At 42.4% G+C, this 22,176-nt stretch carries 21 protein-coding genes and 1 riboswitch; all 21 genes read right to left on the bottom strand.

All coding sequences use genetic code 11. The annotated features are described in order from the left end of the window. Nucleotides 1–6 precede the first annotated feature (6 nt). Nucleotides 7–801, bottom strand: a complete 795-nt coding sequence (gene dapB, locus VN447_RS08265; RefSeq protein WP_325524609.1) for a 4-hydroxy-tetrahydrodipicolinate reductase — start codon at nucleotides 799–801, stop codon at nucleotides 7–9. 115 nt (nucleotides 802–916) lie between these two features. Beyond that, a riboswitch (Lysine riboswitch) is annotated at nucleotides 917–1,087 on the bottom strand. Nucleotides 1,088–1,201: 114 nt separating this feature from the next. Then, nucleotides 1,202–1,855, bottom strand: a complete 654-nt coding sequence (locus tag VN447_RS08270) for a general stress protein (protein WP_325524610.1) — start codon at nucleotides 1,853–1,855, stop codon at nucleotides 1,202–1,204. Nucleotides 1,856–1,921: 66 nt separating this feature from the next. Beyond that, complete coding sequence (locus VN447_RS08275) at nucleotides 1,922–2,197, bottom strand: YlmC/YmxH family sporulation protein (RefSeq protein ID WP_325524612.1); 276 nt, start codon at nucleotides 2,195–2,197, stop codon at nucleotides 1,922–1,924. Between the two features lie 8 nt (nucleotides 2,198–2,205). Further along, entirely contained in the window at nucleotides 2,206–2,526 is a 321-nt protein-coding gene (locus VN447_RS08280) for a hypothetical protein (RefSeq protein ID WP_325524613.1), read from the bottom strand. 87 nt (nucleotides 2,527–2,613) lie between these two features. Then, entirely contained in the window at nucleotides 2,614–3,060 is a 447-nt protein-coding gene (locus VN447_RS08285; protein ID WP_325524922.1) for a dUTP diphosphatase, read from the bottom strand. A 9-nt stretch (nucleotides 3,061–3,069) separates the two neighbouring features. Further along, complete coding sequence (locus VN447_RS08290) at nucleotides 3,070–4,323, bottom strand: pitrilysin family protein (RefSeq protein WP_325524614.1); 1,254 nt, start codon at nucleotides 4,321–4,323, stop codon at nucleotides 3,070–3,072. Between the two features lie 176 nt (nucleotides 4,324–4,499). After that, nucleotides 4,500–5,375 carry an N-acetylmuramoyl-L-alanine amidase gene (locus tag VN447_RS08295; RefSeq protein WP_325524616.1) on the bottom strand — a complete coding sequence of 292 codons (876 nt, stop codon included), beginning with the start codon at nucleotides 5,373–5,375 and terminating at the stop codon, nucleotides 4,500–4,502. A 27-nt stretch (nucleotides 5,376–5,402) separates the two neighbouring features. Then, nucleotides 5,403–6,638, bottom strand: coding sequence for a glycosyl hydrolase family 18 protein (locus tag VN447_RS08300; RefSeq protein ID WP_325524617.1), 1,236 nt, complete (start codon nucleotides 6,636–6,638; stop codon nucleotides 5,403–5,405). A gap of 125 nt (nucleotides 6,639–6,763) precedes the next feature. Beyond that, the gene (locus VN447_RS08305) at nucleotides 6,764–7,486 is read right to left on the bottom strand and encodes a polysaccharide deacetylase family protein (protein ID WP_325524619.1); all 723 of its coding nucleotides are present in this window, start codon (nucleotides 7,484–7,486) and stop codon (nucleotides 6,764–6,766) included. A 110-nt stretch (nucleotides 7,487–7,596) separates the two neighbouring features. Next, nucleotides 7,597–9,708, bottom strand: coding sequence for a polyribonucleotide nucleotidyltransferase (locus VN447_RS08310; RefSeq protein ID WP_325524620.1), 2,112 nt, complete (start codon nucleotides 9,706–9,708; stop codon nucleotides 7,597–7,599). Between the two features lie 135 nt (nucleotides 9,709–9,843). Beyond that, nucleotides 9,844–10,113, bottom strand: coding sequence for a 30S ribosomal protein S15 (gene rpsO, locus VN447_RS08315; protein ID WP_325524924.1), 270 nt, complete (start codon nucleotides 10,111–10,113; stop codon nucleotides 9,844–9,846). A gap of 139 nt (nucleotides 10,114–10,252) precedes the next feature. Then, nucleotides 10,253–11,176, bottom strand: a complete 924-nt coding sequence (locus VN447_RS08320; protein WP_325524622.1) for a bifunctional riboflavin kinase/FAD synthetase — start codon at nucleotides 11,174–11,176, stop codon at nucleotides 10,253–10,255. A 46-nt stretch (nucleotides 11,177–11,222) separates the two neighbouring features. Next, a complete protein-coding gene (truB, locus tag VN447_RS08325) occupies nucleotides 11,223–12,104 on the bottom strand; it encodes a tRNA pseudouridine(55) synthase TruB (protein ID WP_414714898.1) in 882 nt (293 codons plus the stop codon). Continuing rightward, nucleotides 12,104–13,072 (bottom strand): bifunctional oligoribonuclease/PAP phosphatase NrnA, encoded by a 969-nt coding sequence (locus VN447_RS08330; protein ID WP_325524624.1) that lies wholly within the window; start codon nucleotides 13,070–13,072, stop codon nucleotides 12,104–12,106. The genes truB and VN447_RS08330 overlap by 1 nt, the downstream gene beginning before the upstream one ends. A 2-nt stretch (nucleotides 13,073–13,074) precedes the next feature. Further along, nucleotides 13,075–13,431, bottom strand: a complete 357-nt coding sequence (gene rbfA, locus VN447_RS08335; protein WP_325524626.1) for a 30S ribosome-binding factor RbfA — start codon at nucleotides 13,429–13,431, stop codon at nucleotides 13,075–13,077. 29 nt (nucleotides 13,432–13,460) lie between these two features. Then, complete coding sequence (infB, locus tag VN447_RS08340; protein ID WP_325524627.1) at nucleotides 13,461–16,055, bottom strand: translation initiation factor IF-2; 2,595 nt, start codon at nucleotides 16,053–16,055, stop codon at nucleotides 13,461–13,463. Nucleotides 16,056–16,098: 43 nt separating this feature from the next. Then, nucleotides 16,099–16,404, bottom strand: coding sequence for a L7Ae/L30e/S12e/Gadd45 family ribosomal protein (locus tag VN447_RS08345; RefSeq protein WP_325524628.1), 306 nt, complete (start codon nucleotides 16,402–16,404; stop codon nucleotides 16,099–16,101). Continuing rightward, on the bottom strand, nucleotides 16,401–16,664 hold the full coding sequence (gene rnpM, locus VN447_RS08350; RefSeq protein WP_325524630.1) for an RNase P modulator RnpM: 264 nt from the start codon (nucleotides 16,662–16,664) through the stop codon (nucleotides 16,401–16,403). The genes VN447_RS08345 and rnpM overlap by 4 nt, the downstream gene beginning before the upstream one ends. Then, nucleotides 16,661–17,740 (bottom strand): transcription termination factor NusA, encoded by a 1,080-nt coding sequence (gene nusA / locus VN447_RS08355; RefSeq protein WP_325524631.1) that lies wholly within the window; start codon nucleotides 17,738–17,740, stop codon nucleotides 16,661–16,663. The genes rnpM and nusA overlap by 4 nt, the downstream gene beginning before the upstream one ends. Nucleotides 17,741–17,769: 29 nt before the next feature. Then, a complete protein-coding gene (gene rimP / locus VN447_RS08360; RefSeq protein WP_325524632.1) occupies nucleotides 17,770–18,228 on the bottom strand; it encodes a ribosome maturation factor RimP in 459 nt (152 codons plus the stop codon). A 236-nt stretch (nucleotides 18,229–18,464) separates the two neighbouring features. Then, on the bottom strand, nucleotides 18,465–22,145 hold the full coding sequence (locus VN447_RS08365; RefSeq protein WP_325524634.1) for a PolC-type DNA polymerase III: 3,681 nt from the start codon (nucleotides 22,143–22,145) through the stop codon (nucleotides 18,465–18,467). Between the last annotated feature and the right edge of the window lie 31 nt (nucleotides 22,146–22,176).

Genomic DNA, 22,176 nt, shown 5'->3' on the forward strand with positions numbered 1-22,176 from the left:
AAAACTTTAGCCCATTATATCCTCAAGACCATAAATTAATCCGTCAACAGTTAGCACTTTCTTACATGCCAGTACTACTCCTGGCATGAAGGATTCCCGCGATATTGAGTCATGACGAATTGTAAGAGTTTGGCCTAAACCGCCAAAAATGACTTCCTGGTGAGCCACATAACCTGGCAGACGTACACTATGCAGCCTGATTCCCGCTAGATCACCACCACGAGAGCCTGTTAGTTTCTCTACCTCATCGGGGTGGCCTTGGCGCATTTCTCCCCTTACTTTTGTAATGAGTTCAGCAGTTCTAAGTGCTGTACCAGAAGGAGCGTCAAGTTTCTGATCATGGTGCATCTCAATAATTTCAACATGCGGTAGATATTTTGCAGCTTCTTGCGCCAGTTTCATCATTAAAATAGCACCTATTGAAAAATTAGGTGAAATAATTGCATTAACCTTAGTAGCCGCACAAAGCTCGCGAACTTCGTCTAAATCGGTTTCCGCTAGACCGGTAGTGCCAACTACGGGACATACCCCATTTTTTATTGCAATTCTGATATTCTTCATTACCGATTCCGGGTTGGTAAAATCAACCATTACCTGAGGTTTTGTTTCATTGATAACCGTAGTTAAATCATTGCCAACAGTTACCCCCGTCTTTCCTGCTCCGATTATATCCCCTACATCGGCGAAATCGGAGTTTGTGTCTACTGCACCAACTATACTCAAATGCTGATCTTTATGAACTGCCCGTAAGACTTCCCGTCCCATTTTACCATAAGCGCCACAAACCATTACTCTAATCAAGCGCTATCCACCTCCTGTTAATAAAAAAAGCAGCCGGTGAGCGCATTTCTCACCAGCTGCCTATTGGCAACGTTTTTCTGACCATAGAAAAATATAAATATATCTTCCCCTGATCAGATGAGATAGCGCTCCACCAAGTAATGGTGACAGTCTTAAACCTATTTGATGTAAGACCAATAAGAAGACCCGGCAGTCTATCTTACTTCGGCGGTCGCCCCTTTTCTTTCAGGTCATAGATGCCACTCTCTCTGAAAGTACTCTTGACTCCCGCACCTCTACTTCATCCTGTACAGGATGTTGCTTATTCATTTTATACACATTTTATACTAAAGGTTCCAGTATTGTCAATAAATATTGAAAACTGTAATACTCGCAAATAACAACCGGGGGTAAACCCCAGTTATTTTATCGCGTGAGTTTCGACATCTTTAGCACCATGTTGCCGAAGTATCTGAGCGGCTTGGTTAACCTTAGCAGCATCAGAGCGGATAATAGCAAGAATTCCACCTTGTGCAACCTGCTCTTCATAACGCTTGCCAGCTTCGGCCGGAATCCCCCAATCAATTAACCCACCTGCGATGCCGCCAGCTACTGCTCCACTTAAAGCGGCAGCAATCGGGCCTGCTGCGAGTATTGGCCCTACCCCAGGAATGGCCAAAGCGCCCGCACCTAAAAGCAGACCTCCAATACCGCCCAAAGTGCCGCCTGTCAGCGCACCGTCAGCAATATCATCCTCAAAATATTCGCTCCCCTCCTGGGTTCGATGATCTTTGTTCTTGGAAACAATATTGATTTCTTCAGTTGTAAACCCTTGTGATCTAAGTGCATTAACACCTTTCTCTGCATTATCGCGGGAATTAAATACACCAATTACACTCTTAACGCCTTGTCCACCCGCCTGCATTGCTCCAGACTGAGTCTTAGACGCAGAGCTTGGTTGTTGAGTCTGGGCATTGGTATAGCTATTGACCAAGGCGTTTCCGGCCTGACCTTCATTCTGAGCCATTGTCTGATTGACAGCATTTGCTTGATTGCTACTATTTGTTGTCGTCATCGATAAAGCCTCCTAACATTAGTCTGATATTCAGTCTACTGTTAGGTTTAACCAACACCTGATTTTTTATTCCCGACCAAATCTTGAATACATACGGTCATAAGCATTATTCAAATCGACAATAACAACTTCGTCACCAATACGTTTGATAGAGTGCCACGGTATCGTTGTTATCTGGCTGTCACTTAAAAATTGAAATACTGTTTTATGTTTTGGCAATATTAATCCACTAATAGCGCCGGTGTGACTATCGAAAGTCAAATCGCATTCGCCAATTGTACCTAGTCGAGTGCCATCGCCTAGATTGATAACTTCTTTACCAGTCATTTCGCTTATACGCATTAATTCACCTACTTATCCCCAAATAATTTACTAATAACCGGTTGAATAACCGCGACTCCAATAGCTGTCATTGCCAGAGGATCGAAAGAGAGTATGTTTATTGTTATCCGTTCGGGCAGTTCGAGCTTCAAGAATGAAACAATCATTACTAAAGAAAGATAGACGCCGCCAGCAGTAGCTACCAATTCCTGCACTGCAGTGGAAAACGGTGATGGTCGTGGTTCAACTTGCGGTAGGTTGTCTAGCGCGGCACGACAGCGGCAAACACGCAGCCAAATTGACCACATAATAGCCAGACTAATCGCAACTAATGCTGCCCAGGTATACACAGAACCACCCCTTAAGCTACTTCTACCAATGTATATGCAGCTTAAAACAAATTATGAAAAAACTTCAAGGGAAAATCCCTTGAAGTTTTATTGGCCAGTACTGCCCAAACCACCCAGACGCTCTCCGCCGGGGCGGTCATTGTCAACTATTAAATATTTATAGAAAATCCCCTGAGCTAATCGAGTACCTTTAGTTATTACCACCGGTTGATCGCCATGATTAAATACTGCAATTAAAATATGGCCTTCATTATCCGGATTGTTATAATAGTCAGCATCAATAATTCCCTGACCGTTAATTAAACTCAGACTTTGCTTAACTGCCAGCCCAGAGCGGATATGAATACCTAGATATTCATCGCTCCCCATATAGGCTTTAAGACCTGTAGGTACTAATGTAACCTTTCCCGGGGACAAAGTTGCATCTTGTCCTGCAGCAATATCATAACCAGCGCTTGACACTGTCTTACGAACAGGCAAGGTAATTCCACAGCCCACATACTGACTAACTATTTCAAAACCTCTAACCATAATATCTCCTTACTAAAATTTGAAATTAGTATTAATAGTGTTGGAATCAACAGGTCCAAGAGCAGTAAAACATAAGTTTTCAGTAGTAAACATGCGATCAATCATTTGGTTAATATCATTCAGCGTTACTTTATCTATTTTGCTAACAACTTCATCTAATGAAATAAATTTCCCTAAAGTGACTTCCATCTTACCAATTCGCGACATTCGGCTACTTGAACTCTCCAGGCCGAGTAGTAAGCTTCCTTTTATTTGCTCTTTAGACTTAACCAACTCCTGTTGACTTATGCCCTTGTTTTTCAATTCTCTTAAGTTTTCCATAATAAGATCCAACACCTGATTGACATTGCTGGGACGAGTTCCTGCATATACGGTGAGCAGGCCAGCATCCTTATAATTATTCTGATATGAATATACTGAGTAAGCCAATCCGCGTTCTTCACGAATAGACTGGAATAACCTGGAGCTTATCCCTCCGCCCAAAATATTATTCATGATATACACCGGATATATTTCCGGATAATTCTGCGGCACGCTCACCGTACCTAAACATACATGCACCTGCTCGATATCTTTACTTATAATAGTTCTGGCCGGAGTAAGCGTTGGCGCCGTTATTGCCAATTCTCGTCTTTCTCCTGTCATAGCAGTAAAGTAGTGTGAAGCTAACCCCACTAATTCTTCATGTGTTAGATTGCCGGATGCAGCAATAACTACGTTGTCAGCTGTATAGAAATTCTGACAGTACTCTGTTACCAGCTTACGATTGAACCGGCCAATTGACTCAGTTGTGCCTAAAATATTCCGCCCAAGTGGATGTCCAGGCCAGGTAGTGTCAAGATGAATATCATGCACCAATTCATCCGGTGAATCTTCATACATGTGAACTTCTTCAAGCACAACCTCGCGTTCCCGGTCAATATCTTCTTCTGCAAACTTCGACGAGAGCAGCATGTCACTTAAAACATCCATAGCTAAATCCGCGTGAGAATCTAAAACTTTTAAATAATAACAAGTATATTCTTTGGCAGTAAAAGCATTGAGCTGACCGCCGATAGCATCTACCGTTTCGGCTATGTCTTTTGCCGAGCGCTTGGCAGTGCCTTTAAACATTAGGTGCTCGATAAAATGGGAAATCCCATGATTATACTCTTCTTCAAACCTTGATCCTGTTCCAATCCATATACCCATCGTAACTGATTTAACATACGGAATTGTTTCGGAAACAATACGGATTCCGTTAGGCAATACTGACTTTTGATACATAAAATCTCCTTTTCATTAACGCCAAATAAGAAGGCCTTGCTTATTTTTATCACCAGTAAGGTCAGATAAAAATAACATGCCAGCTAATTATATTCCTTATTATACCTAAAATTGCTAAAGAAAAAAACAGAGATTTCGAATTAACGTTTTTCTCTGTTTTGAATAAGATTTAAGTTTTAGTTATTAAAGTATTTTACCATCCCGTTAAAAATACCCTGGGCTATTTTATTCCGGTAGCTATCATCCTGTAGCTTACGGGCTTCGCTTGAGTTGCTTACAAAACCCATCTCAACTAGAATGCTAGGCATTGTAGTATTACGCAGAACGTAGAAAGTAGCCGAGGAAGTTCCTTTGTCTACAGCGCCGGTTTCTCTAATAATATTGTCTTGAACTTCAAGTGCCAATTTAGATGACTTGCCGTCCGGGAAGAATGTCATAGTCCCATAAATTGATGGGTCGGGGTTAGAATTTGAGTGGACGCTAATAAACATATCCGCATTGTTAGCTTCAGCAATATCTACCCGCGCAGCTAATTCCTGACCTAATGAGCTGCCTTCAGGTGCCACTGTGCGGTCAGTTTCTCTAGTCATAACTACTTTGGCTCCGGCGTTAATCAGCTTGTCCCTCAGTTTTAAGCTGACAGCCAAGTTATTATCAGCTTCTCTGGTGTCATTAGCTACAGCACCGGGATTGCTGCCGCCATGACCGGGGTCAACAACAATAATTTTTCCCCGTAGTACACCGCTGTCTGCAATACCCGAATTTCCTCCTTTAGGTGGAAGCGGTGTTACTTTTACTGGATTACCCGGTGAAGTAGTCGTAGCTTTACCGCCACCAAAAATGTTCAATATTGGGCCAAGGATTTTATCGAATAGTAAGCTAAACAGCTTGTCGAATACATTAGACCCGCCATCAGTTGAAGGGACACTCGAAGCCGACAAAGTACCAATTACACTATCTAAAGCCGCAGCATGACTGACTTGTACTGGACCCACTACATTAATTACTAAGATAAAAAGCAACAAAATTGTTAATATTTTTTTGTTATACACAGCAAACCTCCTGTGTCGATATTTTTACTATTTGCGGAACTTGTCCCGCAATACCGGCCAAAAAGCCGGATCTTCTTCGCCAAGTTTCCACATGGCGGCACCAGCAATATCATATTTGGTAATCAGCGCCAGCTTATACTTCAAACTCTCGCTATTTTCAAACCAAACTGTATGGGCTGTACCGTCAGCTGCGGTATAGCTAAAATACGGAGATTTTGAAGTGTCATCCCATTGCACTTCTTTACTATTACGCTGAACCAGATCCATTACTGCCTTAAACTCTAAAGACTGAACACCTTGGGATGACCAGTCATATCCATAAGCCGCGATACCAAGGTAAAGCTTGTTTTTAGGAATAAACTTCAGCGCATATTTAAGGTTATTTTCTACCCATCGGATATCGGCAATTGGTCCTGGACCGCTCCATGTGCCATGATTGTCATAAGTCATAATCATAATTTTATCGGCATATTTGCCCAGTTCCGCATAATCATATGCAGCTGCCACATCATTGCTTTCATCCTGTTTTGGGAAAACATCAAGTGACACAATATATCCCTGGGGTTTTAGCCGGGCATAAAGCTCGCGCATAAATGCGGTCAAGTTGTCACGATCTTCGGCAGGCACCATTTCAAAGTCAATATTGATGCCATCAAGATCATACTTTTTAATATAAGCCTCAAAGTTCTCTATTGCTTTAGCCCGAAGTGCCGGATTCGACAGTACGGTATGAATAGGCGGGATGTCGCCATCCTGTTTAGCGTTATTAACCAAAAGCAATACTGATATATTTTTCTGGCGGGCATTTTTGGCCACTAAGGAGTGATCATTGCCGCCACGGTCAGTAACTGTACCATCAGCCTGCATTGTAGCCCAGAATGGTGCAATTGTTTTAATGGCATCAGCATTTTTCATCATGGAGTCATAAGAAGAAGTATCTGTTCCCCACCATTCGGCATAAAATCCGACCAATTCTTTCTGTGCAGCATTCATTAAGCCACTGGCAGAATTGCCTTTGGCACTCCCATCGGTAGAGGTGTTGAAAGCATTCCCCATGAACTTACCCATGATTAGCCCCAGCAGAATATTGAGCATACCTTGACCTGTACTCATACCGGTCGCACCGCCAGAATCACTGGAACCACTAGTTTGTCCCAATAAATCAGATACTGAAAATGCGTACGCCGGCGTAATCGGCAGCATGATAGTTATCATGAAAACCGCCATTACTAGCCAGGATATTAAATTCTTATACTTGCTCATTATATCAGCCTCCATTCCAGCAGATGAGCACGATAATTACATATTATGTTTTATGTAAACACTATACTATCACACTTACTGGAATTAAGCAATAAAAAAAGCAGGTTTTTACCTGCCTGTTTTTGTTATTTTAGTATATCAGATACTGTACCAATCGTATATCCGCGTTTTTTAATTTCCGCGATAAGGCCTGGTAGAGCCTGAGCCGTAGGCGCTGTTGGGTGCATTAGAATAATAGCGCCGTTATGAAGTTTTTTCAGCACTCGTTCTTTAAGAACTTCGGGTGGCGGCCGCTTCCAATCGACTGTGTCAATGCTCCACATAATAGTAGTATAATTTAGCTCCTGCGCAGCCAGTAGTACTGTATTATTATATTCGCCATAAGGCGGTGCGTATAAGTTAGTTTTTATTCCCGTAATATTAGTTACAAGTTCTTCGGCTTTTATAATCTGTTCTTTGTTTTTTTCTTTGCTCAAGTTATTGGGATGAGGGTGACTATACGTATGGTTGCCCAATTCGTGTCCTCTATTAGCTATGTCTTTAAGTATCTCAGGATATCTATTAGCCCAGCTTCCTCCAATAAAAAAAGTAATACGAACATTATTTTCATCAAGCGTTTTTAGCATATCTGGGAGATATTCCTCACCCCAGAAAACATTGCAAGCCAGAGCCACTTGAGGTTGAGATAGATTGCCCTGGAAAATCGGCGGCGGTACTGCCGGGAGCTCGCTAGTAGCTATCAGTGGCTGGAGATTGCCTGATAACATAGCTACTGTCATAAAAACACCAACAGCAAAATACACGTACCAATAGCGAATTTTTCCTACGACTACCATTTTACATTGCATATAAATCAACTCCTGCCAGCTACTTACATGTAGTACAGTGTATTAGTGTTTAAAGTTATTTATGAGCAAAATAAAAAGACTTGGCTTACGCCAAGTCCCCGCTATTGTTATTATTGTTCTGTGCCTTCAGGATTGTTTTCTCGTGGTTCTGCTTTTAACAGTTCTTTCCTCGATAAGTTAATGCGGCCCTGGCGGTCAATTTCCGTTACTTTAACCATAATTTCATCGCCTACTTTAACCACATCTTCCACTTTGGCGACACGTTCACGCGCCAGTTGAGAAATGTGTACAAGCCCCTCCTTACCAGGAAGGATTTCAACAAATGCGCCAAAATTCATTAACCGTGTGACCTTGCCATTGTAAGTAGTGCCAACTTCCACACTACGTACCAAAGTTTCGATGATACGTACTGCTTTCTGACCAGCCTCTACATCAACGGCGGCAATAAATACTTTACCATCATCCTCAATGTCGATGGTAACACCTGTTTCTTCAATAATCTTTTTAATTGTCTTGCCACCTGGTCCAATAACATCACGAATTTTATCCGGATCAATCTCCATGGTAATAATGCGTGGTGCAAAAGGTGATAGTTCTTTTCTAGGCTCGTTGATAGCCTCAAGCATTTTACCCATGATATGCATTCGACCACGTTTAGCCTGAGCCAACGCATCTACAAAAATTTCTTTGGTAATACCGGATATTTTCATGTCCATCTGCATAGCAGTCACGCCTTGAGCAGTACCCGCCACTTTGAAGTCCATATCGCCAAGCGCATCTTCCATACCCTGAATGTCAGTCAAGATTGTATAATAATCACCATCTTTGACCAAGCCCATAGCAACCCCAGATACCGGTGATTTAATCGGTACACCTGCATCCATTAGCGATAATGTGCTACCACATACACTGCCCATGGATGTTGAACCATTGGACTCAATTACTTCCGACACCAATCGAATAGTATATGGAAACTCAACTTCTGAAGGAATAACAGCCAACAACGCACGCTCAGCCAAAGCGCCATGGCCTATTTCACGGCGACCCGGACCACGTGAAGGTCTGGTTTCGCCTACGCTAAATGACGGGAAGTTGTAATGATGCATGTAACGTTTTGATTCCTCGACGCCAAGACCATCAAGAATCTGTTCGTCCCCGATTGCCCCTAAAGTGGTGATAGTAAAGACTTGAGTTTGACCGCGAGTAAACAAGCCAGAACCATGAGTACGCGCCAAAAGACCTACTTCGCAAGTAATTGGTCTTACTTCGTCAATCTTACGGCCGTCAGGACGGACTTTATCCACAGTAATCATTTTCCGGACAATTTCTTTGAGTATTTTTTGAAACATGTAATTAATATCTTTTTCCTTATCGGGATAAATTGAAAGGAAATGTGTGATAGCGTCACTCTTAACCTGTTTAATATTCTCCTCACGCTCGAGTTTATCTGAATTAGCTACAGCCACTTTTAAGTTACTAGTTACGTATTCACGCATAGCACTATCAATTTCGGTCGGAACTTCGTACAGCGGTTTTTCTTTCTTGGGTTTGCCAACTTTAGCAATAATATCTTCTTGGAAAGCCACTATTTCTTTAATAGCAGCATGCCCGAACATAATAGCTTCAAGCATGGTCTCTTCAGATAACTCATTAGCCCCTGCCTCAACCATCAAAATAGCGTCTTTGGTACCTGCCACTACTAAATTAAGATCACTTTTCTCTTGCTGGTCAATAGTAGGATTCAAAATAAACTGGTTGTTCAGTAATCCAACCCGTACGCCACCAATAGGTCCATTGAATACGATATCAGAAATCCCTAATGCACAAGATGCGCCAATCATGGCCGCAATATCCGGAGGATTATTCTGATCAACTGACATTACTGTGGCTACGACATGAACATCATTACGCAGACCATCAGCAAATAGCGGTCGAAGAGGCCGATCGATTAAACGACCAGCTAAAATAGCAGCCTCACTTGGGCGTCCTTCCCGCTTGATAAAGCCACCAGGAATTTTACCTACCGAATACAAACGTTCTTCATAATCAACTGTTAAGGGAAAAAAGTCAATACCTGGCCGCGGTTCCGCTGATTGGGTTGCAGCCACCAATACAGCCGTATCACCATAGCGTACCAGCACAGCACCGCTGGCTTGCTTGGCCATTTTACCTGATTCTATGACCAAGAGCCGGCCACCTAATTCCATTTGGAATTTTTCCATATTTTGTTTTCCTCCTCTGATAAACCCCTTTTCTTTTAGCAAAGATTAACTGTTCGACATTTTTCTTATTATTCCCTTTTTTATTTTTCTTTAACCTGGAAAATAAATAAAAAAAGCGGATAAACCGCTTTTTTATTATTTTCTCAGGTTAAGTTTTTCCAAGATTGTACGATAGCGCTCAATCTCGCTTTCACGCAGATAGTTCAAGAGACCTCTGCGTTGACCAACCATTTTCAATAGACCACGACGAGAATGATGGTCTTTTTTGTGTTCTCTTAAATGCTCAGTCAGATAATTTATCCGTTCAGTAAGAATAGCAATCTGAACTTCCGGAGATCCGGTGTCATTTAAGTGTACGCGATATTTTTCGATTAGTTTCTGTTTGTTTTCAGGTGTCAACACGATGGTTCACCTCCTTTTGCTTACTTATCCCCATTAGCCAAGACATCGCCGGAGACTCGATTATCCTCGCTACGGTTAATTTAGTGATCAAATCACTAAAATATATTTTACCATAAAATTTATGATGTGTAAACCTTGTTAACTATACAAAATAATATTTTCGAGCGAATTCAATATCAGCCTTCATTTGCTGTTTGAGTTGCTCAACACAAGTAAACGCAATCTCGCCCCGAATTCGGTCAAGAAATTGTACTTTTAACTGCTGCCCGTAAATAATACGGTCAAAATCCAAGATATGTACCTCTATTCGCCGAGTTTGCCTGGTGAAAGTAGGATTATTGCCGATATTAGCAACCCCATTGAATTTTCTACCTGTTTCGTCATTTACATAAACGGCATAAACCCCATCAGCAGGCACTAAGAGGCCTTGTTGAATAGCTAAATTTGCTGTAGGAAAACCTAGATTCCGACCCCGCTGATCACCTTCAATAATCTTTCCAGTAATAGTTGCTGGCCGGCCAAGTAGATCTGCAGCCTGCTTGACAGCACCATCAGCAACCAGTTGTCTAATGGTAGTGCTGCTTACAATAACCCCTTCCACATCCACCATACTTACTACATCGACAGTAAAGCCGTGTCTAGAGCCGAAAGATGTTAACAATGCTGGCGTTCCAGCACCACGGTATCCATAGGTAAAGTTTGCACCTACGATGACATGTCTAAGATTAATGTTATTTACTAATTTCTCTAGAAACTTTTCAGGAGATAACTGTAAAAGTTCCGTATTAAAAGGAACATTAAATAACATGTCCACACCCAAATCTGCAATTAGATTAACTTTCTCCTGATTAGTCACAATGAGCGGCGGACAGCGGTCAGCATCAAGCACATTAAGAGGATGATTGCTGAAGGTAAACACAGCACTAGAACAGTTTTTGCTTTTAGCCTGTTCAACAGTACGCGTGATGATTGCCTGATGACCAATATGAATACCGTCAAAAGTTCCTAATGCTATAAAGACTGGAGGATACTGACGTACGTTTTCTATCCGGGTAAAGACTTTCATACTGTTCTGTTTCTCCTCATTGACGCCTATGTAAGAATCCGGACCGTTACCGATCCGGACTTAAGATTTTTACTGGAGTCAGTGTTGCATGATCTTCACTCTGACATATTTCCCGACCGATTCCTATAAAATTTTTCTGATAATCATATATTTTTAGTAAATCAGCACCGCTTTTCACACAACAGATACTGCGTCCGTTTTTTAACGCCTGAGATTCTTGCTCAGATAAAAATATAGCAGGTATATGAGTAAGAACGTTGTCAGCATTTTGAACGGCCTGTTCCTTATTAGCGGCAATTTCTTCGAGTGTTAAGGACTGTTCTAAGCAGAAGCTCCCTACCCGTGTTCTGACCAGAAAGCTCATTACTGCCAGGCAGTTCAGCCGGTGGCCAATATCAGCACAAAGTGTGCGAATATATGTTCCCTTAGAACAAGTTACGTCAAAAACAATGCCCGTTTCGGATTCTGTCACAAGAGAGAGATCGTCAATTACAATTTTACGTGGTTTTCGTTCAACAACTTGGCCTGCGCGGGCCAGTTCATACAACTTTTTACCGCCAATTTTGATAGCTGAGTACATGGGCGGAATTTGCTCGCTAACACCAATAAAAGAAGCCAATACTTCCTCTATTTGGCGCAAATTTGGCCGGGTATACGGATGACTATTAATAATCTGCCCCGTATCATCACCAGTATCTGTTTCAAAACCAAAAGTAAGCTCCGCCCGGTAACTTTTATCTGCATCGGCCAGATATTCGACTAGTCTAGTGGCATTGCCGATGAATACCGGCAAAACCCCAGCTGCTGCCGGATCCAAAGTACCGGCATGCCCAACACGTTTTATGCCATAAAGCCTCCGCACAAACGCAACCACATCATGGGATGTCATGCCTGGAGGTTTAAGAACATTAATTAGACCACTTTTCATCATTCAATCTTAGACCCTTTAGCTAACTGTTTTTTCGATGCCTCTATAATCAGCCTCTTAGCCCTGTTAAGAGGCTCTGTCACAGTACAGCCAGCCGCCCGTGCATGACCGCCACCGCCAAAAGCGAGTGCGATCTTGCTAACATCGACCGTTTTAGAGCGCAAACTTACTCTTATACCATTATCCGCTTCCTTAAACATGATGGCGATTTCAACACCCTCAATGTTACGTGGATAATTAATAAATCCTTCAGTATCTTCCCTAAGATTGGCCAATATTTCTTGTCTTAACGTCAATGCCGCTATTTGCCCGCCTTGACCACAGTCAACTATCTCCAATGTTTCAAGCACTTTAGGCAATATTTCAATAACAGCCAACGGTTTAGTATCAAGATGTTCAGAAATAATATGGGGTTTGGCCCCCAAGGAAACCAACTCAGAGGCGTATTTAAGCGTTTCTGTAGAGGTATTGGCAAACCGAAAGAAACCGCAATCAGTCGCTATTGCCGTAAACAACGCTGTAGCCATACTAGCTGTAATATTGGCGTCCACTTCTTTAAGAAGCTTAAAGATTATTTCACCAGTAGCCGCTGCTTGACTATCTACATACCAGAAGTCAGCAAACTTAAGATTAGATATATGATGGTCCAGATTTAGTACAGGGGCTTTCACAGCATTGCGGACTTTGCCGATTCGCTCCAAATCGCTGGAATCAAGCACTACCAGCAAATCAGCTTCACTTTCTGAACTGTCTGGTTTCTCTATTTTCTCCCAATCTGAAAGAAATTTAAAGGTTCGGGGAATTTCATCATCAAGCAGCATCCTGACCTGCTTTCCCTTGGCTGATAGGTATGCATTCAGCGCAAGAAGCGATCCTAATGCATCACCATCAGGATGGATATGCGCAGTAAGTACAATATTATTAGCTTCGTTTAGCAGCTTGGCACTGTGTGCAATAGACACTTCCACTGTTACTGATTGCCTTCTTCCTGCTTAATTTTCAAGATTAGTTCCTGAATGCGCGCACTGTATTCTAGTGTTTCATCAAGGTGAAGCGACAATTCGGGAGCAAATCTCATGCGAATGCGTTTACCTATTTCAGCACGCATATAACCTAATGATTTCGTAAGCCCAGCCCAGGTCTCGGCTTTTTGGTCATCGCTGCCCATAAGGCTAATATATACCTTAGCACTGCGTAAATCGCCAGTAGCTTCCACTCTGGTAACAGTTACGAAACCAATACGAGGATCTTTAAGTTCAGTCAAAATCATTTTACTAATTTCCTGCTTGATAAATTCCTGAACCTTTTCTACCCGCAATTGTCCCATAGTAATTCCTCCGCTATATAAACATACGTTTAAGCCCGTGGTGCAACTTCTTCCATTGTGAATGCTTCAATAATGTCGCCTTCTTTAACATCACGGAACTTTTCAATAGTTATGCCGCACTCATAGTTCTGTGCAACTTCTTTAACATCATCTTTAAATCGGCGCAGTGATTCAAGCTTCCCTTCATGTACAACAATCCCATTTCGGATAAGCCGTACTTGGGCGGTGCTGGTTATTTTCCCTTCAAGGACATACGATCCTGCAACAACTGCTTTAGGAACAGAGATTACCTGGCGTACTTCTGCACGTCCTAAAATGACTTCTTTAAACTCGGGCGCCAGCATACCAGTAATCGCAGCTTCTACATCATTAATGGCATCATAGATAACCCGGTATAGTCGAATGTCAATCTTCTCACTGTCCGCGGCCTTGCGTGCATTACCGTCAGGACGAACATTGAAGCCAATGATAAGGGCATTTGAAGCAGCGGCTAACATTACATCAGATTCGTTGATAGCACCTACACCTGCATGAACAATGTTTACCCTAACTTCTCTATTTTTAATGTTAAGTAGTGATTGACGGAGAGCCTCAATAGAGCCCTGCACATCTGCCTTAACTACGATATTGAGATCCTTTAAGCTACCTTCCTGAATCTGCTTAAATAAATCATCTAAAGAGACTTTTTGTGATTGCTTGATTTCCTCTGTACGCTTTTTGGCAATACGTTTTTCAGCTACAGCTCTAGCCGTCCGTTCATCAACAGCTACCAGAGTGTCGCCAGCTTGCGGAACATCTGCCAAACCAAGTACTTCTACAGGTGTAGCCGGTTCGGCTTTTTTCACTTTCTCACCACGGTCATTTACCATTGCCCGAACCTTACCATAGGCTGTTCCGGCAATGATCGTATCACCAATTCTAAGCGTGCCTTTTTGCACCAGAACAGTGGATACAGGACCCCGGCTTTTATCAAGTTTGGCCTCAATAATGGTACCATAAGCAAGGCGATTCGGGTTTGCCTTGAGGTCAAGCATCTCAGCCACTAATAAAATCATTTCTAGTAGTTCGTTAATACCTGTTTTTTGATGGGCAGACACCGGCGCCATAATCGTGTCGCCGCCCCAATCTTCAGGTATTAACTGGTGCTCAGCTAACTGCTGCTTGACCCTGTCCGGATTTGCACCCGGGCGGTCCATTTTGTTAATTGCTACAATAATTGGAACTTTTGCAGATTTAGCGTGATTGATAGCTTCAATAGTCTGAGGCATAACACCGTCATCTGCGGCTACTACCAGAATAGCAATATCAGTCACTTGTGCGCCGCGTGCGCGCATGGCAGTAAATGCTTCGTGACCAGGGGTGTCTAAAAAGACAATTTTTTTGCCTTGACATATTACCTGATAAGCACCAATATGCTGAGTTATTCCGCCTGCTTCCTGAGAAGTAACATGAGTTTGCCTAATAGAATCTAAGAGTGAGGTTTTACCATGGTCAACATGACCCATGACGGTAACAACTGGTGGGCGATAAACCAAGTCTTTTTCATCATCTTCAATTTCAGGAATTTCTGTTGGATCTTCTTCCGGCGGAATTGCTTCTACAGCAACCCCGAATTCGCCGCCTAAGATAGTGGCAGTGTCAAAATCAACTTCCTGGTTAATGCTAACCATCGTACCCAACATCATTAGTTTCTTGATTACTTCGCCGGCTTCCCGGCCCATTTTGCCAGCAAGTTCTTTAACAGTAATCGATTCGCCAATTTTAATGCTCTTAGGTTTAGGCATCTCAGCCTTAACATGTGCGGACTGAGCTCTGCTAGGCTGGTGTCTGTGTTGATTAGAACGCTGTTGTGAGTTCCTGTTTCCCGGGCCTGAGCTGCCGCTATTCCGCGAATTATTAGGTGGTCGACGATTGTTATTCTGGAATTGCGAATTTTGCTGTCCGGCAGGTCTGTTTTCGGGACCTGCAGTGCCGTTTTGCTGCGGGCGCTGAGGTGGCCGCTGTTGCTGATTATTGTAGCTTGGCCGATTTTGCGGCTGTTGTTGCTGATTATTGTAATTTGGCCGATTTTGCGGCTGCTGTTGCTGATTATTGTAGCTTGGCCGATTCTGTGGTTGTTGTTGCTGATTATTGTAGGCCGGCCTATTTTGCGGTTGTTGTTGTTGATTATTGTAGTTTGGCCGATTTTGCGGCTGTTGTTGCTGATTATTGTAGGTCGGTCGATTTTGCGGCTGTTGCTGCTGATTATTGTAGGTCGGCCGATTTTGCGGCTGTTGCTGCTGATTATTGTAATTTGGCCGATTTTGCGGCTGTTGTTGCTGATTGTAATTCGGCCGATTTTGTGACTCCGGACTAGTAGTATGTACCTCTTTTGCAGGCGGCGGTGTTTCACGTTGTTCGTTTCTAGCTACCGGCTGAACAGGGTGTGTCGCGCGAGCAGTATTCGATTGCTCGGGCGCTCCTGTCTTCCGTGCAAAAGTCCTCTCAATTGCCACCTTTGCATCTTCGTCCACACTGCTCATATGATTCTTTGCAGCGATACTATGGCGTCCTAAAATATCTATAATAACTTTACTGGTAGTACTATATTCCTTGGCTAATTCATATACTCTGTATTTGGACATTGATCCACCCCCATTTTCTTTCTCTCCCACGGCAACATTTCGTTTACTCTTCGAGAGCTCGGACAACGAGTTTAACAAAACCTTCATCGGTTATAACTACAGCTGCCCGTAATGCTTTTCCTATAGAACCGCCTAACTGTTCTTTTGACAAAGCGCAGTAAACGGCAATATTCCTGTATTCGGCTTGATATTGATATTCTTTTTTGGTACTGTTAGATGCATCTTTGGCAATAATAAGCAGCCTAGCTTTACCTGATTTGATAGCACCCTGCACAGCAAAATCGCCAGATACTACTTTACCTGCTTTTTGAGCCAAGCCGAGAATTGACGTTAGCTTTTGCTCATTCATTCTATAATTCCAGCCCTGAGTGCATTATAAACATCTTCAGCAATCTGGTGTTTAAGAGCTCTTTCCAGCCGCTTTTCCTTAAAAGCTTTGGTTAAACACTGCTCACTACGACACATGTATGCACCCCTTCCGGCTCTTTTTCCGGTTGGGTCAAGCACAACTTCCCCTTCTGGCGTTCTGACAACTCTCAGCAATTCCTTTTTTGATTTCATTTCTTGACAACCAACGCACATTCTGAGAGGAATTTTTTTCGGCTTCACACCAATTCCTCCAGCACTGGACTTGGAGAAAAGGCTGGCGATTGAGCAGCCTGTGATTCGCTCTTGATATCAATTTTCCAGCCGGTTAACTTAGCAGCAAGACGGGCATTTTGTCCTTCTTTACCTATAGCCAGCGACAGCTGGTAGTCAGGCACAACTACCCGAGACATCTTTTCTGTTTCCTGAACCTCTACTGAAACTACCTTTGCGGGACTTAAAGCATTGGCTATATATTTTGCCGGATCGGCATTCCATTTGACAATATCAATTTTTTCCCCTTTTAACTCGTTAACAATCGTTTGTACCCGCATCCCTTTGTGGCCTACACACGAACCTACCGGATCAACTGTTTCATCACGGGAATAAACAGCAATTTTAGATCTTAGACCAGGCTCACGTGCTACTGATTTTATTTCAACAACACCATCGTGAATTTCAGGGACTTCCAGTTCAAACAAACGCTTCAAAAGTCCTGGATGGGTTCGAGACACCAGGATTTGTGGCCCTTTAGTTGTCTTTTTAACTTCAACAATGTAGCTCTTCAGTCGGTCACCATGTTTGTATATCTCATCCGGAATCTGCTCAGATGGCGCTAAAATAGCTTCAGCTTTACCCAAATCAATAAATACATTTTTCTGCTCAATGCGCTGGACAATACCTGTTACAATATCGCTTTCCCGATTGGAAAACTCTTCATAAATCATTCCCCGTTCAGCTTCCCGGATCCTCTGTACGACAACCTGCTTAGCCGTTTGAGCGGCAATACGTCCGAAATTCTTCGGTGTAACTTCAAGTTCAACCACATCATCAAGCTCATAGCGCGGATCAATTGCCTTAGCTTCACTAAGAGACAATTCAAGACGCGTATCACTAACATCTTGAACGACATTTTTTCGCGCATATACATGTATTTCACCAGTAGTTCTGTCTAACGATACTCGTACATTTTGAGCTGAGCCAAAATTGCGTTTATATGCCGAAATTAAAGCGGCTTCAATGGCATCAAACAGTACTTCAGGTGCAATCCCTTTTTCTTTTCCTAGCTGTTCAAATGCTTGCATAAATTCTGCATTCATTAAAATTCCCCCTATTCAATTTTCACTGCTTAAAATTCAATGTGAAGCCTGATTTGTGCAGCCTTTTCTTGAGGAACGTTCACAGCCTGCCCGTCAACCTCAACACGAACATCGCCATCAGCCAAACCAATTAGTTTTCCTATAAGTAACTTTTGACCATTGATCGGCTCATATGTCTTTATTTCCACTTTATCACCAGCGTGGCGAATAAAGTCGCGTTCTTTTTTTAGCGGGCGATCAAGACCAGGTGAAGAAACTTCGAGATAATAATGGTCTTTAATTAAATCAGTTTCATCCAATTTGGCTTCAAGACGCTCACTTACCCACTGGCAATCATCAATCTCAATCCCTGACTCTTTGTCTAAAAATACTCTAAGATACCAGTCGCGTTCTTTAACGTATTCGACATCGACCAATTCGAGATCACTTTCTGCGATGATATCTGATACAAGCTTTTCAACAACTGCTTCTATTTTTTCTTTCGACATGTTTTATCAACACCTCCGATTAACGGCTTTAAGCGCCGTAACTGTCTCTTAGTTTTTATTGTTACCTGATATCTTACCCCTCATACCTAATTATGGTAAGAACTATTAGCGCCTAAAATAAGATGAAAGAGTGGGTGCTCGGTACCCACTCTTGAAAAAGTCAAATACTTTTATACTGCAATTATTATACCATTAAAATGGTAATCTTACAACCAACTTTAGTCAAATTATTGAAGTCATGCAAAAAGCATAATTTGATCCGTATCATCCAGCCCTGCTAGGCAGCCGTGACTCTTTAAAATATCAATAACTGTTTTAGAAACCCTGCTACGCGAACGCACATCTTCAATGGACGAGAATGGTTTGCTTTGACGGGCTGCTACAATGTTATGAGCAGCCGATACGCCTACTCCCTGAAGAGAACCAAGCGGCGGCAAGAGACCATTATTAACAATTTGAAATTTTGTAGCATCCGATTTATATAAATCTACATGATGTAATACGAACCCGCGCAAGTACATTTCGTGTGCCATTTCCAGGATTGTCTGGATGCTTTTCTCTTTAACCGAAAGCGTATTTCCCTTTTCCTCCAGATTTACGAGTTCAGCCTTAAGTGCCTTCTCTCCTTTAACAATCAAGTCAGCATCAAAATCTGTAGCTCTAACGGTAAAATAAGCGGCGTAAAAGGCTAGTGGATGATGTACTTTACAATAAGCGATGCGAAAAGCCATCATTACATAGGCTACTGCGTGAGCCTTAGGAAACATATATTTAATCTTCTGGCAAGATTCAACATACCACTCAGGTACGTCTTTAGCTCGCAGCTTCTCGACATCATCTGGTTTCACACCTTTACCTTTGCGCACACCTTCCATTACTTTGAACGCTACCTGTGGGTCAACGCCTTTATGTATAAGATAGACCATAATATCATCCCGAGCAGAGATGGCTTCAGACAGTTTAGCAGTACCATTTCTAATAAGATCCTGAGCATTATTTAGCCAGACGTCAGTGCCATGGGAAAAACCACTTATCCGTACCAGTTCACTAAATGTCTTGGGCTTAGTATCTTCAAGCATTTGCCTTACAAACTTGGTGCCAAATTCTGGTATACCGAAGGTGGCAACCGTGCTATTAAGTTCGTCAGGAGTAAGTTCCAAAGCATCAGTCGATGAAAATAAGCTCATAGTTATAGCATCATCAAAGGGAATAGTCTTTGCATCTATACCAGTTAAGTCTTCAAGCATCTTAATTACTGTCGGGTCATCATGACCCAGAATATCAAGCTTAACTAAACGACTGCTAATTGAGTGATAATCAAAATGAGTAGTAATCGTAGAAGAATTTTTGTCGTCTGCCGGATATTGGATAGGCGTAAAATGATGCACATCCATATCGCGCGGTATAACCATGATGCCACCAGGGTGTTGTCCAGTGGTTCGTTTTACACCCGTGCAGCCACCAAGCAACCTGTTTATATGAGCATTACGGGAGGCAGAGCCTTTTTCACTTAAGTAGTTCTTGACAAACCCGTAGGCTGTCTTTTCAGCAATTGTCGCAATTGTCCCTGCTCTAAATACATTATCACGTCCAAACAGTTCCTCAGTATATTTATGAGCTACAGGCTGATAATCGCCGGAAAAGTTAAGATCAATATCAGGAACCTTGTCACCATGGAACCCCATAAACACGGCAAACGGAATATCATGTCCATTTTTCTCCATTTGTGTCCGACATTTAGGGCATTCTCTGTCAGGCAAATCAAAGCCGCCTCCGTAACTACCATCATTTATAAACTCACTATATTTACAATTAGGGCAGCGCCAATGCGGTGGTAGCGGATTAACTTCAGTTATACCTGTCATTGTGGCGACAAAAGAGGAACCTACTGACCCCCTTGAACCAACTAGGTAGCCATCATCCATTGATTTTTTAACAAGCTTATGGGCAATAAGATATAGTACTGCAAACCCGTTGTTAATGATGGAATCAAGCTCATATTTAAGACGGTCGGACACAAGCTCAGGCAATGGCGTTCCGTATAGTAATTCTGCATTTTTATAAGACATATCCTTTACTTCTTCTTCTGCGCCGGGAATTTGGGGCGAATATAATTCTTCAGGGATAGGCTTAATGTTTTCAATAAGGTCATTGATGTGTCGTGGAGTTTCTATTACAACTTCATAGGCTTTGTCAGGCCCAAGATAACTAAACTCAGACAGCATTTCATCAGTTGTCCGGAAAAAGAGCGGCGGCTGCTGATCAGCATCATCATATCCCTGACCAGCCATAAGGATACGACGGTATATTTCATCTTCTGGATTTAAAAAGTGCACATCACAGGTGGCAACAACTGGTTTACCTAATTTTTGTCCAATATCGCAAACCCTTATATTAATATCGCGCAGGCCTTGTTCATCAGCCACTTTTCCTTTGCGCAATAAGAATTCATTGTTGCTGGTGGGTTGAATCTCAAGATAGTCGTAATACTTAGCAATATTTATTAATTCTTCTTCACTGCTCCCATTTATCATCGCATGGATCAACTCGCCGGCTTCGCAGGCCGAACCTAATAGTAAACCTTCACGATGCCCGTCGAGTATTTTCCGAGGTATGCGTGGTTTACGATGCAAGTACCGGAGATGAGATATCGATACCAGACGATATAAATTACGCAAACCAATGTTATTTTGCGCTAAAATTATAATATGTCGGGATTGGTTAATATCCTCATCAAACAGATAGCCTTCCATACCATAAATCACTTTAATGCCAGCACTGCTTGCTTCCTCATATGCTTCTGGAAATGCTTGCACCACCCCGTGGTCGGTGATCGCAACTGCCGGATGCCCCCATCTAGCAGCAGTCTTAATTAAGTTCTTTGCAGAAACAACCGCGTCCAGTGCGCTCATACGAGTATGGGCATGTAGTTCAACCCTGCGGACAGGCGCATTATCCTGACGTTCTGTTTTTTCCACCCTACACATACTGTCAGCAAATAACACCAATTCATTCGCGAATTTATCATACTGGACCATTCCTTTAACAGTAACGTGCATGCCGTTTTTAATGGCTCCAGCCGTCTTGTTATACTGTTCCTGATTATCAAAAAACACTTTGCCGCTAATACCATCAGTCAAATCAACAAGATCAAATGTAAGTAAAAATCGGCCTGACCTTAATTCTTTTAGTTCGTGGTTGATGATTTGACCGGTAAGTATAACATTGCGTGCTTCCTCTTGAATAGCACTGATTGGCTGCACAGAATCGGCAGCACCTCTGATATTGCGGCCAAATATAATCGGACTATCAACAGACTTAGATTTAGCCTGGGGTGCAGTTGCTTCAATAAGCGCTTCCTTATACTCTGGTGTAAGAAATGCGTCATCACACTCAACTACTGGCAATTCTGAAACGGAGTTGGTAAACTTGACTTCACAATTTCGTCCGAACTCCCGCATAATAAACGATTTTATTGACTGTTCCATACCTCGGTCTGTCAGGATGGCGATTGACAGACCGCCTATAGTTTCAATTGTTAATGTTTCTTCATCATAAACCCAAGAAGCATTCAACAATAAATGCTTTATAGCATGATGTCCCTGAACAATTTGACCAACAAACTGAGGCCAGTTTTGCGTTAAATACTGCTGCAGATCCTTAACCTGTTGATTAAAAGCAACCTTGCTTAAACCACATTTCTGGCATAGATGCTCGGCTGCAATTTCTAAAATCTGCGCTGAAACACGCTTGGCAACAGTTATATGTATTGTCCATGCCCCAATGACAGGATTGATCTCGACTTTATTTACCTGCGAGGTCTTTAATAATTCCCGGTTGGCAGAATCAACAGGTAATTGATCAACAAACAGCAAAAAGCTCTGGCAATTTTCCGGTATAACACAGTAACTAGGCATTAAACCTCTCCTATCACTAACAGGTCACCTT

Origin of the sequence: Sporomusa sp., from assembly GCF_035561155.1 — a bacterium.
In the GTDB taxonomy this organism is placed as follows: Bacteria; Bacillota; Negativicutes; order Sporomusales; family Sporomusaceae; genus Sporomusa.